This is a genomic window from Massilia sp. YIM B02763 (genome assembly GCF_030412015.1).
Lineage (GTDB): Bacteria > Pseudomonadota > Gammaproteobacteria > Burkholderiales > Burkholderiaceae_D > Telluria.
The window spans coordinates 107447-124328 of sequence record NZ_JASNRD010000014.1; the positions used below are offsets into that span (position 1 = coordinate 107447).

Annotated in this window: 10 protein-coding genes and 4 tRNA genes; 10 read left to right on the forward strand and 4 right to left on the reverse strand. The window is 66.8% G+C overall.

What is annotated here, in order from left to right; genetic code table 11:
• The first annotated feature begins 28 nt into the window (after window positions 1-28).
• From clpX to QPK32_RS17770, 8 genes are all read left to right on the forward strand, one after another.
• Window positions 29-1297 carry an ATP-dependent Clp protease ATP-binding subunit ClpX gene (clpX, locus tag QPK32_RS17735; RefSeq protein ID WP_290414124.1) on the forward strand — a complete coding sequence of 423 codons (1269 nt, stop codon included), beginning with the start codon at window positions 29-31 and terminating at the stop codon, window positions 1295-1297.
• Window positions 1298-1563: 266 nt separating this feature from the next.
• Window positions 1564-3969 (forward strand): endopeptidase La, encoded by a 2406-nt coding sequence (gene lon, locus QPK32_RS17740; protein ID WP_290414125.1) that lies wholly within the window; start codon window positions 1564-1566, stop codon window positions 3967-3969.
• A gap of 237 nt (window positions 3970-4206) precedes the next feature.
• Window positions 4207-4530 (forward strand): HU family DNA-binding protein, encoded by a 324-nt coding sequence (locus QPK32_RS17745; RefSeq protein WP_290414168.1) that lies wholly within the window; start codon window positions 4207-4209, stop codon window positions 4528-4530.
• A gap of 45 nt (window positions 4531-4575) precedes the next feature.
• Window positions 4576-4649 (forward strand) — tRNA-Asp (locus QPK32_RS17750).
• Window positions 4650-4684: 35 nt separating this feature from the next.
• Window positions 4685-4761: transfer RNA gene (locus tag QPK32_RS17755), tRNA-Asp, on the forward strand.
• Between the two features lie 32 nt (window positions 4762-4793).
• Window positions 4794-4870: transfer RNA gene (locus tag QPK32_RS17760), tRNA-Asp, on the forward strand.
• A gap of 32 nt (window positions 4871-4902) precedes the next feature.
• A tRNA-Asp gene (locus QPK32_RS17765) sits at window positions 4903-4979 on the forward strand.
• Between the two features lie 200 nt (window positions 4980-5179).
• Window positions 5180-7096, forward strand: a complete 1917-nt coding sequence (locus tag QPK32_RS17770) for a SurA N-terminal domain-containing protein (protein ID WP_290414126.1) — start codon at window positions 5180-5182, stop codon at window positions 7094-7096.
• Window positions 7097-7314: 218 nt separating this feature from the next.
• Here QPK32_RS17770 and mnmH read toward each other — a convergent pair whose 3' ends face one another.
• On the reverse strand, window positions 7315-8382 hold the full coding sequence (mnmH, locus tag QPK32_RS17775; RefSeq protein WP_290414127.1) for a tRNA 2-selenouridine(34) synthase MnmH: 1068 nt from the start codon (window positions 8380-8382) through the stop codon (window positions 7315-7317).
• The gene (locus tag QPK32_RS17780) at window positions 8382-9020 is read right to left on the reverse strand and encodes an arylesterase (protein WP_290414128.1); all 639 of its coding nucleotides are present in this window, start codon (window positions 9018-9020) and stop codon (window positions 8382-8384) included. The genes mnmH and QPK32_RS17780 overlap by 1 nt, the downstream gene beginning before the upstream one ends.
• Here QPK32_RS17780 and QPK32_RS17785 point away from each other — a divergent pair.
• Window positions 9019-9762, forward strand: coding sequence for an ABC transporter ATP-binding protein (locus tag QPK32_RS17785; RefSeq protein ID WP_290414129.1), 744 nt, complete (start codon window positions 9019-9021; stop codon window positions 9760-9762). The genes QPK32_RS17780 and QPK32_RS17785 overlap by 2 nt on opposite strands.
• A 44-nt stretch (window positions 9763-9806) precedes the next feature.
• Here the strand turns inward: QPK32_RS17785 and QPK32_RS17790 are convergent, their stop codons facing one another.
• On the reverse strand, window positions 9807-11321 hold the full coding sequence (locus tag QPK32_RS17790; protein WP_290414130.1) for an NAD(P)H-hydrate dehydratase: 1515 nt from the start codon (window positions 11319-11321) through the stop codon (window positions 9807-9809).
• Window positions 11322-11415: 94 nt separating this feature from the next.
• Between QPK32_RS17790 and QPK32_RS17795 the strand changes: the two genes are divergently transcribed.
• On the forward strand, window positions 11416-15021 hold the full coding sequence (locus tag QPK32_RS17795; RefSeq protein WP_290414131.1) for a hydantoinase B/oxoprolinase family protein: 3606 nt from the start codon (window positions 11416-11418) through the stop codon (window positions 15019-15021).
• Window positions 15022-15065: 44 nt separating this feature from the next.
• Here QPK32_RS17795 and QPK32_RS17800 read toward each other — a convergent pair whose 3' ends face one another.
• Window positions 15066-16748: a response regulator gene (locus QPK32_RS17800; protein ID WP_290414132.1), complete on the reverse strand. Its 1683-nt coding sequence runs from the start codon at window positions 16746-16748 to the stop codon at window positions 15066-15068.
• Window positions 16749-16882 lie beyond the last annotated feature (134 nt).

A 16882-nucleotide genomic window follows, 5' to 3' on the forward strand; every position in this document is an offset into this window, starting at 1 on the left:
TCATAGCAATTCAACGAAAATCTGCCCCATGTCAGACAAAAAATCCTCCAGCGGCGAAAAACTCCTGTACTGCTCGTTCTGCGGAAAGAGCCAGCACGAGGTGAAGAAGCTCATCGCGGGACCATCGGTTTTCATCTGCGACGAGTGCATCGACCTGTGTAACGACATCATCCGCGACGAGACCTCGAACGTGGAATCGGTGGCCGGCGCCAAGTCCGACCTGCCCACGCCGCACGAGATCGCCGAGCTGCTCGACCAGTACGTGATCGGCCAGCAGACGGCCAAGCGCATCCTGTCCGTGGCGGTGTACAACCACTACAAGCGCCTGAAGCACATGGGCAAGAAGGACGAGGTCGAGCTGGCCAAGTCCAACATCCTGCTCGTGGGCCCGACCGGTTCCGGCAAGACCCTGCTGGCGCAGACGCTGGCGCGCATGCTGAACGTCCCGTTCGTCATCGCCGACGCCACCACGCTGACGGAAGCAGGCTATGTCGGCGAAGACGTCGAGAACATCATCCAGAAGCTGCTGCAGAGCTGCAACTACGAAGTCGAGAAGGCGCAGCGCGGCATCGTCTACATCGACGAGATCGACAAGATCTCGCGCAAGTCGGACAACCCGTCGATCACCCGCGACGTGTCGGGCGAGGGCGTGCAGCAGGCGCTGCTCAAGCTCATCGAGGGCACCATGGCCTCGGTGCCGCCGCAGGGCGGCCGCAAGCACCCGAACCAGGACTTCGTGCAGATCGACACGACCAACATCCTGTTCATCTGCGGCGGCGCCTTCGACGGCCTCGACAAGGTGATCCAGAGCCGCTCGGAGAAGTCCGGCATCGGCTTCGGCGCCAGCGTCAAGAGCCAGTCGCAGCGTTCGGTGTCGGACGTGCTGATGGAAGCGGAACCGGAAGACCTGATCAAGTTCGGCCTGATCCCGGAACTGGTCGGCCGCCTGCCGGTCGTCGCCACCCTCAGCGAGCTGACCGAAGACGCCCTGATCCAGATCCTGGTCGAGCCGAAGAACGCCCTGATCAAGCAGTACACCAAGCTGCTCGACATGGAAGGCGCGGAACTCGAGATCCGTCCCGCGGCCCTGCATGCGATCGCCAAGAAGGCGCTGGCGCGCAAGACCGGCGCGCGCGGCCTGCGTTCGATCCTGGAACACGCGCTGCTCGACGTGATGTACGAATTGCCGAGCCAGCAAAACGTGGTGAAAGTCGTGATCGATGAAAATACGATCACGAACGGCGCGAAACCTTTGCTGATTTACAGCGAATCGCCGAAAGCGGCTGGCGAAAACTAAAATTTCCGGGCGCAACCACAACAAAGGTCTTGAAACGCTGAGTTGAGGGCGTACAATCAATCTCAACAAAAGCCGGCTTCAACCGAAAAGCCACTCGCGGCCTGCGCCGCGAAGTGGCTTTTTTGTTTGAATCTCCCGTTTTTGTAGAAACGGCTATTATTTGATTCAAGCGATGTTTTTTTGCTTGCAGAAAATTTTTATTCGGCCGGGCTTGTGTTTTCGTAGGAAGCTCCCACATCGAAAACACGCTTTCTATAAGGTATGCCATGACAACTTCTAAATTGACCGAGCAAATGACGCTGCCCCTCCTGCCCTTGCGCGACGTGGTGGTGTTTCCGCATATGGTGATACCGCTGTTCGTCGGCCGCCCGAAATCGATCAAGGCACTCGAGGCTGCGATGGAACAGGGCAAGAGCATCATGCTCGCCGCCCAAAAGGCAGCCGCCAAGGACGAACCCTCCGCCGCAGACATCTACGAGATCGGCTGCGTGGCCAATATTCTGCAAATGCTGAAGCTGCCCGACGGTACCGTGAAGGTGCTGGTCGAAGGCGCGCAGCGTGCCCGTATCAATCACATCACCGACGGTCCCAGCCACTTCGTGGCCGAGCTCTCGCCCATCAATTCGGAAATCGGCGACGATTCCGAAGTCGAGGCGATGCGCCGCGCGATCGTCCAGCAGTTCGACCAGTACGTCAAACTGAACAAGAAAATCCCGCCCGAGATCCTGGCTTCGCTGGCCGGCATCGACGACGCCGGCCGCCTGGCCGATACCGTCGCCGCCCACCTGCCGCTGAAACTCGAGCAGAAACAGGTCATCCTGGAGATCTTCAACGTCGCCAAGCGCCTGGAGCACCTGCTCGGCCAGCTGGAAGGCGAACTGGATATCCTGCAGGTCGAAAAGCGCATCCGCGGCCGCGTCAAGCGCCAGATGGAGAAATCGCAGCGCGAGTACTACCTGAACGAGCAAGTCAAGGCCATCCAGAAGGAACTGGGCGAGGGCGAAGACGGTGCCGACATCGAGGAACTCGAAAAGAAAGTCATCGCCGCCAAGATGCCGAAGGAAGCCCTGGAAAAGGCCCAGTCGGAAATCAAGAAGCTCAAGCTGATGTCGCCGATGTCGGCCGAAGCCACCGTCGTGCGCAACTACATCGACACGCTGATCGGCCTGCCGTGGAAAAAGAAATCCAAAGTCGTCATCGACCTGGAAAAGGCCCAGCAGGTGCTGGAAGCCGACCACTACGGCCTGGACAAGATCAAGGAACGCATCCTGGAATACCTCGCTGTGCAACAGCGCGTCGACAAGCTGAAGGCGCCGATCCTGTGCTTCGTTGGTCCTCCGGGCGTGGGTAAAACCTCGCTGGGTGAGTCGATCGCCCGCGCGACCGGCCGCAAGTACGTGCGCATGGCGCTCGGCGGCGTGCGCGACGAAGCCGAGATCCGCGGCCACCGCCGCACCTATATCGGCTCGATGCCGGGCAAGGTGCTGCAGTCGCTGACCAAGGTCGGCGTGCGCAACCCGCTGTTCCTGCTCGACGAGATCGACAAGATGGGCGCGGACTTCCGCGGCGATCCGTCCTCGGCCCTGCTCGAGGTGCTGGACCCGGCGCAGAACCACACGTTCAGCGACCACTACGTCGAAGTCGACTTCGACCTGTCGGACGTGATGTTCGTGGCGACCTCGAACTCGTTCAACATCCCGCCGGCGCTGCTGGACCGGATGGAAGTGATCCGCCTGTCGGGCTACACCGAGGACGAGAAGACCAGCATCGCGCAGCGCTACCTGCTGCCGAAGCAGATCAAGAACAACGGCCTGAAGGAAGACGAGATCAAGGTGGACGAGTCGGCGATCCGCGACATCATCCGCTACTACACCCGTGAAGCGGGCGTGCGTTCGCTCGAGCGCGAGATCTCGAAGATCTGCCGCAAGGTCGTCAAGATGCTGCTGCTGAAGAAGGACAACAAGCGCGTGCTGGTGAACGCCAAGAACCTCGACAAGTTCCTGGGCGTGCGCCGCTACGACTTCGGCGTGGCCGAGAAGGAAAACCAGGTGGGCCAGGTGGCCGGCCTGGCATGGACCGAAGTGGGCGGCGACCTGCTGACCATCGAAGCCGTGCAGGTGCCGGGCAAGGGCGCCGTGATCCGTACCGGTACGCTGGGCGACGTGATGAAGGAATCGATCGAGGCGGCCCGCACCGTGGTGCGCTCCCGCGCGAACCGCCTGGGCATCAAGAACGAGGCGTTCGAAAAGACCGACATCCACATCCACCTTCCCGAAGGTGCGACGCCGAAGGACGGTCCGTCCGCCGGTATCGGCCTGACGACGGCGCTGGTGTCCGTGTTCACCGGCATCCCGGTGCGCGCCGACGTGGCGATGACGGGCGAGATCACGCTGCGCGGCGAAGTCCTGCCGATCGGCGGCCTGAAGGAGAAACTGCTGGCGGCGCAGCGCGGCGGCATCAAGACCGTCCTGATCCCCGAGCAGAACGTGAAGGACCTGGCCGAGATCCCGGACAACGTCAAGAACAAGCTCGAGATCGTGCCCGTGCGCTGGATCGAGAAGGTGCTGGAAGTTGCGCTGGAACGCCAGCCCGAGGCGATCGTCGACGTGCCGGCCGTGCCGGTCGCGCCGGCGACGGCGGCCGAGGGGCAGGGCGGCGTGGTCAAGCACTGACCGGGCAGCACTCGTAACACACCGTCGTCCCCGCGTCGGCGGGGATCCAAGCTGCGCTTGCGTATCGACACGCTCGCGGCATTGGGTCCCTGCCTGCGCGGGGACGATGCTTTTGTGGGCCGCGATGACATCGATTTGTTCGGTCCGCGCCCGAATAATCGCTCTATTGTTGCTCGCGAGAAGCATGTTGGCTTGACACAAGGCGGGGCGCGCTTGTCTAATACGCGCTTGCGGTTTTTGCCTGATGTCCGGGTCAGCCGCTTTCAGAACGCACAACGAGGGAAAAGAGTGAACAAAACTGAACTGATCGAAGAAATCGCGAAGTCCGCGGACCTGACCAAAGCTTCTGCGGCACGCGCCCTCGACGCGATGATCGATGCCGTGACCACGACCCTGAAGAACAACGACAGCGTGACCCTGGTCGGCTTCGGCACCTTCACCGTGGGCGAACGCGCTGCCCGTACCGGCCGCGATCCGCGCACCAAGGAAGCCATCACCATCAAGGCCGCGAAGGTCCCGAAATTTAAGGCTGGTAAAGCCCTGAAAGATGCAGTAAACTAATGCCTCGCTGCGCTGACACGCAGCAAGCAGTGCCTGATATTTCGTGGAGCGGTAGTTCAGTTGGTTAGAATACCGGCCTGTCACGCCGGGGGTCGCGGGTGCGAGCCCCGTCCGCTCCGCCCACCCACGGTTGGGTTGCGAAATACAAGAATTTGGAGCGGTAGTTCAGGTGGTGAGAATACCGGCCTGTCACGCCGGGGGTCGCGGGTTCGAGCCCCGTCCGCTCCGCCAACCAACGGTTGGGTTGCGAAATAAAAGAATTTGGAGCGGTAGTTCAGTTGGTTAGAATACCGGCCTGTCACGCCGGGGGTCGCGGGTTCGAGCCCCGTCCGCTCCGCCACCCACCGGTTGGGTTGCGAAATAAAAGACTTTGGAGCGGTAGTTCAGGTGGTTAGAATACCGGCCTGTCACGCCGGGGGTCGCGGGTTCGAGCCCCGTCCGCTCCGCCAAATAGAAGCAAGAAGGAGGGTCGCCCCTGCGGGCGACACGGGCTAGGGCTCGAAGGGATTCGCTTGCAAGCGAATCCGCGGCCTGCAGGATGTAGGCGAGCCCCGTCCGCTCCGCCAGATGCAAAAGAAGAGGCGAACGAGAGTTCGCCTTTTTTTTTAAGGTTTTTTGATAACGCATTTTCAACCTTGAATGGCTGACCATGTTTGAATTTATTCGTAAGCACCAGCGCCTCATGCAACTGCTGTTGCTGCTGCTGATCCTGCCGTCCTTCGTCCTGGTCGGCGTCAGCAGCTACCAGGAGCGCGGCGGCGGCGACGGCGTCGCCACCGTGGCCGGCAAGACCATCACGCAGCAGCAGTGGGAAGAAGCGCAGCGCCGCCAGATCGACCAGGCGCGCCAGCAGATGGGTGCGCAGTTCGACCAGAAGCTGTTCGAGACCCCGGAAGCCAAGCAGGCGATCCTCGACCAGCTGGTGGCGGAACGCGCCGTCAACGCGGAAGTCGAGCGTGGCCACCTGACCGTGAGCGACGCCGTGCTGGCCAAGGCCATCGGCGACATCCAGATGTTCCGCAAGGCCGACGGCAGCTTCGACAAGGACCAGTACATCGCGGCGCTCGCCGCCCAGGGCATGACGCCGGAGATGTTCGACGCGCGCATGCGCCACGACATGGCCGTGCAGCAGCTGGCCGGCGCCGTCAGCCAGACCGCGTTCGCGCCGCGCAGCGTGGCGAACCGCCTGTCGGACATCAACGACCAGGAACGCGAAGTGCAGGAGCTGATGTTCCCGCTCGCGACCTACGCCGCGCAGGTGAAGGTCACCGACGACATGGTGAAGGCCTATTACGACAAGCACGCCGCGCTGTTCCAGGTGCCGGAATCCGTCAAGGCCGAATACGTCGTGTTCAACGCCGACGTGGTGCAGAAGCAGGTCACCGTCTCGGACGCCGAAGTGGCCGACGTGTACAACAAGAACAAGGCCCGCTTCTCGACGCCGGAAAAGCGTAGCGCGAGCCACATCCTGTTCAACGTCGCCAAGGACGCCAAGCCGGCCGACGACGCCGCCGCCAAGGCCAAAGCCGAAGCCGCGCTGGCCGAGGTGCGCAAGAACCCGGGCGACTTCGCGAAGATCGCCAAGGCGCAGTCGCAGGATCCCGGCTCGGCCGAGCTGGGCGGCGACCTGGGCGTGGTCGAGAAGGGCGTGTTCGTCAAGCCCGTCGAGGACGCGATCTATGGCCTGAAGGAAGGCGAAACCAGCGGCCTCGTGCGCTCGGAATTCGGCTACCACATCATCAAGGTCACCAAGGTCGTGCCGACTACCCAGAAGTCGCTGGAAGAAGCGAAGCCGGAGATCGTCGCCGAACTGCAGAAGACCAAGATGTCGGCCAAGTACTCGGAACTGGCCGAGACCTTCTCGAACACCGTGTACGAGCAGGCGGACAGCCTGAAGCCGGTCGCCGACAAGCTGGGGCTGCAGATCCAGACCGCCGATGGCCTGGGCCGCACGCCGAATCCGGCGCTGGGCAACTCGCCCGTCAATAACGACAAGTTCCTGAAGGCGATCTTCTCGAACGACGCGATCAAGAACAAGCGCAATACCGAAGCCGTTGAAGTGGCGCCGAGCACCCTGGTGGCCGGCCGCGTCGTCGAGTTCAGGCCCGCGACCAAGCGTCCGCTGGCCGAGGTCGAAGCGCAGATCCGCCAGCGCGTCACGCAGGAAGAAGCGCTGCGCCTGGCCAAGCAGGCCGGCGAAGCCAAGCTGGCCGCCGCCAGGGCGTCGGGCGACGCCACCGGCTTCGGCGAACCCAAGATCGTCTCGCGCACCAAGGAGCCGCCGTTCAGCGAGACCGCCGCGCTGGCCGTGCTGAAGGCCGACACGAGCAAGCTGCCGGCCTACGTCGGCGTGGACGTGCCGGGCCAGGGTTATGGCGTGTACCGCATCGTCAAGGTGTCGCAGCCGGCCCAGCCCGACCAGGCGCGCCGCAAGCAGGAAGCGGAGCAGATCGGCCGCGCCATTGGCGGCGCCGAGACCTACGGCTACGTCGAGGCCCTGAAGCAGAAGGCGAAGGCGAAGATCAACGTCAAGCCGGCCGACCTGGGCGCCAACGCCGCCCAGTAAGCCAGCAGGCGACGAACAAAAAGCCCGGCCGCGAAAGCGGACCGGGCTTTTTTATTGGCGGCAGGTGTCGGGTAGGGTGGACGGCTCGCCGTCCACGCGTTCGGGCGGCGCTTGCTTCGCCACGCCGCATGCGATGGCGGGACGCGTGGACGGCGGAGCCGTCCACCCTACGGATGCGGTTACGGCACGGCACGGTGGGCACCACGTGCCCACCATGATCACGCCGCGGCGTCTGCGCCGTGAAGCTGGCGCGCCGCCGCGAGGAAATCGTCGGGCGCGATGCCGGACAGCGAGACGACCCGCGCCTGCGGATACTGCGTGAAATTGCGGTCGATCGATTTCAGGTAGGCCGGATCATAGTGCTCCACTAGCAGCTGGTCGACCAGCTCCGGCATGCGGCCCGTATTCGCCATCTCGTGCCAGGCATCGATCTTGGCGCGGCCGTGCAGCTGCACCAGGTGTTCGAGCTGGCCGTTCAGCGCCGCCGCGTCGCGCGCAAAGTGGCGGTAGTCTTCCATCAGCAGGTCCACGCGCTTGGGACGGTCCAGCTCCAGGCGGATGCAGGGCGAGGCGCGCATTCTCTCCATGACGGCATCGGGCACGCGCAGGTTGCCCACCTTCTTGCTTTCCGATTCGACGAATACGGGGCGGCGCGGATCGAAGCGGCGCAGCCGGTCCCAGATGGCGCTCTCGAAGGCTTTCTGGGTCGGCTGCGGCGCGTCCGGCAGGTGGCCCAGCACGGAGCCGCGGTGGGCGGCCAGGGCTTCCAGGTCGAGCACTTGGGCGCCGATCGCGGCCAAGGTCTCGAGCAGGCGCGTCTTGCCGCTGCCGGTGGTGCCGCAGACGACGCGCAGGTCCAGCGCCGGCGGATTCTCCAGGGCACCCGCGATAAAGGCGCGGTAGGCCTTGTAGCCGCCGTCGAGCTGCACGACGGGCCAGCCGATCTTGGCGAAGATCAGCGCCATCGAGCCGCTGCGGTTGCCGCCGCGCCAGCAGTAGACGAGCGGCTTCCACTCCTTGGGCTTGTCGGCGAACAGGGTCTCGACGTAGTGCGCGATGTTCTTGGCGACCAGCGGCGCGCCGATCTTCTTGGCCTCGAAGGCGCCGACCTGCTTGTAGGTGGTGCCGACGAGGATGCGCTGCGCGTCGTCGAGGACGGGACAGTTGATGGCGCCGGGCAGGTGGTCGAGGGCGAACTCGGATTCGCTGCGCGCGTCGATGATGGTGTCGAATTCGTCGAGCGCGGGCAGGATGGTCTCGAAGTTCAGGACTGCGGGGTATTTCATTATGGTCGGATCAGGGGAATCAGCTGGGGCCAGATGTTATTGAGGATGGTGGGGTGGGCGCTCGCGAGCGGGTGCATGCGGTCGGCCTGGAAGTTGGCGGTCTCCTGGGCCACGCCTTCCAGCATGAACGGCACCAGCGGCACCTTGGCCTGCGCGGCGAGCGTCTGGTACATGGCGGCGAAGCGTTCCGTGTAGGCGCGGCCATAGTTTGGCGGCATGCGCATGCCGACCAGCAGCACCTTGGCCTTGTTCTGCTGTGCCAGCGAAATCATGGTGCGCAGATTGTCCTGGGCCGATGCCACCGGCAGGCCGCGCAGGCCGTCGTTGGCGCCCAGCTCGAACACGACGACGTTCGGCTTGTGCTGCTGGAGCAGGGCGGGCAGGCGCGTGCGGCCGCCGCTGGTGGTCTCGCCGCTGATGCTCGCATTGACGACGCGGGCGTCGATGTTCTCCGCCTTCAGTTTCTGTTCCAGCAGCGCGACCCAGCCGCTGCCGCGCGCGATGCCGTATTCGGCGGACAGGCTGTCGCCCACCACCAGCACGGTTTTTGGTGCAGAATAGGCATTCGCCGACGCGGCCACCGCCAGCACGAACAAGGCGGCGGTCCCGATGGTCCATTTCTTGAGACGATTAAGCATGCGTGATAATCCCGAGGCTTCCAAGCGCGAGGCTTCCAACATTGAATCGGCCGGCCGCGAAGGCCGCTCCGGCCAGGATGCGGCGATCGCCGTGATCGGCCTGTCGAAGCGGGTGGCGGACGCCAGCGGCGAGCTCACCATCCTGCATGAGGTGGATTTTACCGTGCAACCGGCCGAGACGCTCGCCCTGGTTGGCGCATCGGGCTCGGGCAAGTCGACCTTGCTGGGCCTGCTGGCCGGTCTCGACACCCCGTCGACGGGCCGTGTGCTGCTGGACGGCACCGATATCTTCGCGCTCGACGAGGACGGCCGCGCCGCATTCCGCAAGGCCAAGCTGGGGTTCGTGTTCCAGTCGTTCCAGTTGCTTGCACACTTGAGCGCAGTGGAAAACGTGATGCTGCCGCTGGAGTTGCGCGGCGACGGCGATGCGCGCGCCAAGGCCGAAGCGATGCTCGGCCGCGTCGGCCTGTCCAGCCGGCTCGGGCATTATCCGAAATACCTGTCCGGCGGCGAGCAGCAGCGCGTCGCACTGGCGCGCGCCTTCGTCACCGAACCGCCGCTGCTGTTCGCCGACGAACCGACCGGCAGCCTGGACGCCGCCACCGGCGAAGCCGTGACCCAGTTGATGTTCGAACTGAACCGCGAGCGCGGCTCGACGCTCGTGCTCGTTACGCACGATCCCGCCATGGCCGCGCGCTGCGGCCGTACGATCACGATCGCCGCCGGCTGCCTCGTCGCGTAAATGGCGGCGTTCGGCGGGCAGCACGTGCCCACCGAACGTTCGCATCAACGCTGCGCGATCAAGGCATTCAACTCCGCCCGTATCGCACGCGGCAATTCTCCCGCCGTCATGCCGATCGGGCCGATGCCGGCATCGACCAGCCGGTCGGCCGCCGCGCCGTGCAGCCATACGGCGCCCAGCGCCGCTTCCCACGCGGGCCAGCCCTGTCCCAGCAGCGCGCCGCACAGGCCCGCCAGCACGTCGCCCGTTCCCCCCGTGGCCAGGCCCGGGTTGCCGGTCGTATTGATCGCCACCGCGCCATCCGGCCGCGCGATCACGCTGCCCGCGCCCTTCAGCACGACGACGGCGTTCAGGCGCTGGGCCAGTTCGCGCGCGTTTTCCAGCCGGTCGGCCTGCACGATGGCGGCCGTCACGCCGAGCAGGCGCGCCGCCTCGAGCGGATGCGGCGTCACGATCGCCGGACCGGCGTGACGCGCCATGCGCGCCTGCAGGTCTGCGCTGGCGGCGGCGAGGTTCAGCGCGTCGGCATCGAGCACGATGGGGCCGGTGCCGTCGATCGCCTTGGCCAGCAGGTGTTTCGCGAGGTCCGCGTCGCCCATGCCGGGGCCGGCGACGATCGTGCGCTTCTCGAACGTGAAACCGCCAGCGTCGCGGAACATGATCTCCGGCTGGGCGGGATCGATGCCGAGGCCCTGGTCGAGCGCCGCCACGAACACGCGGCCGCCGCCGGCGAACAGCGCGGCGCGCGCGGCCAGGATCGCCGCGCCGGCCATGCCGCGGGCGCCGCCCAGCACCGCCACGTCGCCGAAGCTGCCCTTGTGCGTATTGCGCCGGCGCGCGGCCAGGTGCGCGGCGAACAGCTGCGGGCCGTTCAGGCGCGCCTGCGCCGGTTCGGAAGCATCGGTGCCAAGCCGGTCGACGTGCACGCGCCCGGCGTGGTCCGTGCCGTCGCCCGTGTGCAGGCCCGGCTTGTTGCCGAGGAAGGTGATCGTGTGCGTGGCCGTCACCGCGAACCCGTCGGGTCCGACGACGGCGCCCGTGTCCGCATCGAGCCCGCTCGGCACGTCCAGTGCCAGGATGGGGCAGTCGCTGCCGGCGATGCGTTCCGCCAGGGCGCGGGCGCGGCCGGCGAGGGGCCGCGCGAGTCCGATGCCGAACAGGCCGTCGACTACGAGGCAGCAGGCCGCGTCGGCAATGCTGTTGCCGCTATCCTCGCCGATGTCGTCGCCGATGCTGTCAATAAAGCGGGCCCGGCTTGCACGGGCCCGTTCCAGCGCGCGCTGCGTCTCGTCGGAGGGCGCGCTGCCCGCCAGGTGCACGACCGCGACGGCCGCGCCCAGGTTCGCGAGGTTCGCCGCCACCTCGAGCGCGTCGCCGCCGTTGTTGCCCGGCCCGGCCAGCACCAGCACGACGCCGGTGGGAAAGCCGCCCAGCAGTTCCAGCGCATAGGCCGCCGCCGCCTCGCCGGCGCGCCGCATCAGTTCTCCCGGTGCGAGCCGGGCCGCGGCCGACCGTTCGATGGCGCGGACCTGGGCGACGCTGTACAACTCGGTATCCATGATGACTCCGTTCAGGGTGGGACATGCATTTTCGCCAAAATTCGCCCGCCGCGCCGCTAGAATGTCAATTTGACCCGATTTCGATGGAGACAGCATGGATTGGCAATTCTGGATCGACCGCGGCGGTACCTTCACGGACATCGTGGCGCGCCGCCCGGACGGGGCGCTGGTCACGCACAAGCTGCTGTCGGAAAATCCGGAGCACTACCGCGACGCTGCCGTCGCCGGCATCCGCCACCTGCTCGGCCTGGCGCCCGGCGCGCCCGTTCCCACCGGCAGCGTGGAGGCTGTCAAGATGGGCACGACGGTCGCCACCAATGCGCTGCTCGAGCGCAAGGGCGAGCCGACCGTGCTCGCCATCACGCGCGGCTTCCGCGACGCGCTGCGCATCGCCTACCAGAACCGGCCGCGCCTGTTCGCGCGCCATATCGTGCTGCCCGAGCTCCTGTACGGCCAGGTGGTCGAGGTCGACGAAAGGATCGGTGCCCACGGCGACATCGTGCGCCCGCTCGACGAGGCGGCCGTGCGGCGCGACCTGCAGGCCGCGTTCGACAGCGGCGTGCGCGCGCTGGCCATCGTCTTCATGCACGGCTACCGCTACCACCGGCACGAGGAGGCGACGGCGCGGATCGCGCGCGCGATCGGCTTCACGCAGGTGTCCGTGTCGCACGAGACGAGTCCCCTCATGAAGCTGGTGGCGCGCGGCGACACGACGGTCGTCGACGCCTACCTGTCGCCGATCCTGCGCCGCTACGTCGACCAGGTCGCGGGCGAACTTCCCGGCGTGAACCTGCAGTTCATGCAGTCGAGCGGCGGCCTGACCGATGCAAGGGCGTTCCAGGGCAAGGACAGCATCCTGTCCGGCCCCGCCGGCGGCATCGTCGGCATGGTGCGCGCGAGCCGCCTGGCCGGCTTCGAGCGCGTGATCGGCTTCGACATGGGCGGTACGTCGACCGACGTGTCGCACTACGCGGGTGAATTCGAGCGGGTGTTCGAGACCCAGGTCGCCGGCGTGCGCATGCGCGCGCCGATGATGAGCATCCACACGGTGGCGGCCGGCGGCGGCTCGATCCTGCACTTCGACGGCAGCCGCTACCGCGTCGGGCCGGACAGCGCGGGCGCCAATCCGGGCCCGGCCTGCTACCGCCGCGGCGGCCCGCTGACGGTCACGGACTGCAACGTCATGCTCGGCAAGCTCCAGCCCCGTCACTTCCCGCACCTGTTCGGTCCCGGCGCCGACCAGCCGCTCGACGTGGACGCGGTGCGCCGGGGCTTCGCCGACATCGCCGCGCGCATCGGCGCGGCGACGGGCGACACGCCCGCGCCGGAGGCGGTGGCCGAAGGCTTCATCCGCATCGCCGTGGGCAATATGGCCAACGCGATCAAGCAGATCTCCGTGCAGCGCGGCCACGACGTCACCGATTACGCGCTGACGAGCTTCGGCGGCGCCGGCGGCCAGCACGCCTGCCTGGTGGCGGACGCGCTGGGCATGAAGACGGTGTTCATCCATTCGCTGGCCGGCGTGCTGTCGGCCTACGGCATGGGCCTGGCGGACCAGGGCGCGATGCGCGAAAAGGCGATCGAGCGGCGCCTGGCCGACATCGATGGCGGCGCGCTCGCCGCCGAACTGGATGCGCTGGCCGACGCGGCCCGCGCGGAGCTGGTGACGCAAGGCGCCGACGCGGGCCGCATAGACGTGCTGCGCCGCGTGCACCTGCGCTACGAAGGCACGGATTCGGCGATCGTCGTCCTGTTCGGCCCCGTCGACGCGATGCAGGCGCAGTTCGAGCAAGCCTACCGGCGCCGCTTTTCCTTCCTCATGCCGGGCAAGGCGCTGGTGGCGGAAGCCGTGTCCGTGGAAGCGCTGGGAAGGTCCGACGCGCCGCCGGAGCAGCCGTCGATGGTTCCCGCGCGCGCTACGCCGCCCGCCGTCTCGGAAACCGTGCCGATGTTCGGCGACGGCGCCTGGCGCGATACGGCGGTGTACCGCCGCGCGGACATCGGGCCGGGCGACGTCGTGAAAGGCCCGGCGATCATCGCGGAAGTGAATGCGACCACCGTGGTGGAGGCGGGCTGGCAGGCCGAGGTCACCGCCTACGACCACCTGGTGCTGCGCCGCGTGGAAGCGCTGCCGCAGCGCCATGCGATCGGCACGACGGTCGACCCGGTCATGCTGGAGATCTTCAACAACCTGTTCATGTCGATCGCCGAGCAGATGGGCCTGCGCCTGCAGAACACGGCGTACTCCGTCAACATCAAGGAACGCCTTGACTTCAGCTGCGCGATCTTCGACGGCGAGGGCAACCTGGTGGCCAATGCTCCGCACATGCCCGTGCACCTGGGGTCGATGGGGGAGAGCATCAAGAGCGTCATGCGCAAGAACGCGGGCCGCATGCAGCCCGGCGACGTCTATGTGCTGAACGACCCGTACAACGGCGGCACGCACCTGCCGGACGTCACCGTGATCTCGCCCGTGTTTGACGCGGCCGGCGGCGAGATCCTGTTCTACGTGGGCTCGCGCGGCCACCATGCGGACATCGGCGGCACCACGCCGGGCTCGATGCCGCCGGACTCCTGCCATATCGAGGAAGAGGGCGTCCTGCTCGACAACGTCAAGCTGGTGGACGGCGCCGACGGCGTCCTGCGCGAGGACGCGATGCGCGCGCTGCTGGCGGGCGCGCGCTGGCCGGCGCGCAACCCGGACCAGAACATGGCCGATTTGCGCGCCCAGGTCGCGGCGAACCGGAAGGGCGTGGAGGAGCTGCACAAGATGGTCGCCCATTTCGGCCTGCCTGTCGTGCGCGCCTACATGGGCCACGTGCAGGACAATGCCGAGGAAGCCGTGCGGCGCGTGATCACGGCCCTGAAGGACGGCCGCTTCGTGAACGAACTCGATAACGGCGCGCGCATCGAGGTGGCGATCCGCGTCGACCGCGCGGCGCGCAGCGCGACCATCGACTTCACGGGCACGTCGGCACAGCTGCCGAACAATTTCAATGCGCCGTCGGCCGTGTGCATGGCGGCCGTGCTGTACGTGTTCCGCACGCTGGTCGACGACGAGATTCCCTTGAACGCCGGCTGCCTGAAGCCGCTCGACGTGATCATCCCGCCCGGGTCGATGCTCAATCCGCATTATCCGGCCTCGGTCGTGTCGGGCAACGTGGAGACGTCGACCTGCATCACCAACACGCTGTACGGCGCGCTGGGCGTGATGGCGGCCAGCCAGGGCACGATGAACAATTTCACCTTCGGGAATGCCCGCTACCAGTACTACGAGACCATTTCCGGCGGTTCCGGGGCGGGCGAGGGCTACGACGGCACGGACGTCGTGCAGACGAACATGACGAATTCGCGCCTGACCGATCCGGAGATCCTGGAGTTCCGCTTCCCCGTGCGCCTGGAAAGCTATGCGATCCGGCCCGGTTCGGGAGGAGCGGGGCGCTGGCACGGTGGCAACGGCGGCGTGCGCCAGGTGCGCTTCCTGGAGCCGATGACGGCGGCGATCCTGTCGAACAACCGCCTGCACGCGCCGTTCGGCATGGCCGGAGGGGCGCCGGGCGCGAAGGGACGCAACCTGGTCGTCCGTGCCGACGGGCGGGTCGAGGAACTCGGGCACATCGGCAAGGTGGAGATGGCGCCCGGAGACATGTTCGTGATCGAAACGCCGGGCGGTGGGGGCTACGGGACGCCGAAAGCGTAGACGCTGCGCCGAGGAGAGCACCGCGTGTCACCTCCCATCTTGCGTCACACCCCGCTGGCGATACCGTATTTGCGCTTGGCGGCGGCCAGCTCCGCATCGAGCGCCTGCAGGCGCGGGTGGGCGTCGTCCAGCGTGCGGATGTGGTCCAGCTGCTCGGCGCAGACGGCGGCAAGCGCCTCGTCCCAGCCCATCTCCATGATCTGGCGCAGGATGCCGCCGACGACGGCGATCATCACCTGCAGGTTGTTCGGTGCCAGGCGCAGCGCTTCCAGCAGCGTCTGCACGGCGCCGCGCACGTCGCCCATATTGCGCTTTTCGTCGGCCACGCCGAGCAGTACCTGGGCCTGGGCCCGCATCTGCTTCGACATGCCGTCCGCCAGGTCGGGACGGCCCGCCTTGACGAAGACGTTCATGGCCTGCTGCGGCGAGACGGCACCGTCGTCGGTGGCGCCGTTAATGGAGCCGCTAAGGGCGCCGCTAAGGGCGCCGATGAGCACGTCGGACGCCTCGTCGTCCAGGCGGTGGCCCAGCAGCGACTGCGCGAGGCCGATGCGCAGCGCCGGCGACAGCTGGCCGCCGGCGCGCACGGCGTCCACGGCCGACTTCAATTCCTTGACGGCGCCGCCCTTGTCGCCGGCCGCATCCTGCAGCAGGGCGGCGGAGATCGCGCGGCAGGCTTCGCCGGCGGGCGTGCCGCGCAGCGACCGTTCCAGGTCGCGCACGACGTTGCCGGCGCCGACCGGATCGCCCTTGCGCACGAGCGCCTTGACGAGGTTGACGTGGTCTTCGGGGTCGCGGAATTCCGAGTAGCGCGAGCGCGCGACGACCTGGCGGAACGACTTCTCGGCCGCGGCGGCATCGCCGGCATCCATGGCGACTTCGCCCAGCTTGCGCAGGCGCCGCACCATGAAGGGCGAGATGGCGACGGCGTCTTCCAGCGTCTTCTGGGCCAGGGCCGCGTCGCCGGCCTCTTCCTGGCAGCGCGCCAGCAGGTCGTAGGCGGCCATCAGGCGCGGGTTGTCGGCCACCAGGGCCTGCAATTCCTCGACGGCGTCCCCGGTCCGGCCCATCGCCCGCAGCGCCCGCGCCAGGCCGAGCCTGGCCCAGCCCAGCGGCTTGGCGGACAGCACGCCGCGGTAGACGTCTTCCGCCTGCGCGTACTCCTTCAGGGACATGTGCAGCTCGGCGCGCAGGCGCGCGAAGTCGAGGGCGTAGCGGGGCTGGGCGGCGACGGCGTCGGCGCAGGTGCGGATGGCCGCGCGCGGGTTGCCCTGCGCGACCTGCTGGTAGGCCGGCAGCATGGCGGCGCGGCGGGCCAGTGCGCGGCCGATGCGTTCGTTGAGGATGCCGGCCGTGAACGGCTTCAGGATGTAGTCGGAGGGCTGCAGCTCGGCGGCGCCGACGACCCTGGCATGGCTCGCCTCCGAGGTCAGCATGATGAAGATGGCCCAGGGCGGGATCAGCTTGTGGTGGCGCAGGTCCTCCAGCAGCTGTTGGCCGTCCTGGCCTTCTCCCGGCGCCGTGCCCGCGCCGGCCGCGCCGCCCAGGTCGTACTCGCACAGGATGATGTCGTAGCTCTTGCGGCCCAGCGCCTTGATGGCCGTGCCCGCGTTCATGGCGGACTCGATGCGCGAGATGCCCGACTGGTTGAGCATGTTCTGCAGGTTGGCGCGGATGCCCGGGTTCGGGTCGACCACGAGGACCGTCAATTGGCTGTTCTCTTGCATCGTTCTGGCTTCGTCCGCTCCCTGTTTATGCTGCTACGATACCGCTTACTTGAACGTCCAGCAACTTTGGCGGAGGCTCGTGCTGTTTTTCGGTCAAACTTGTCCGGAATTACACCAGCGGGGGTGGGGGCCGA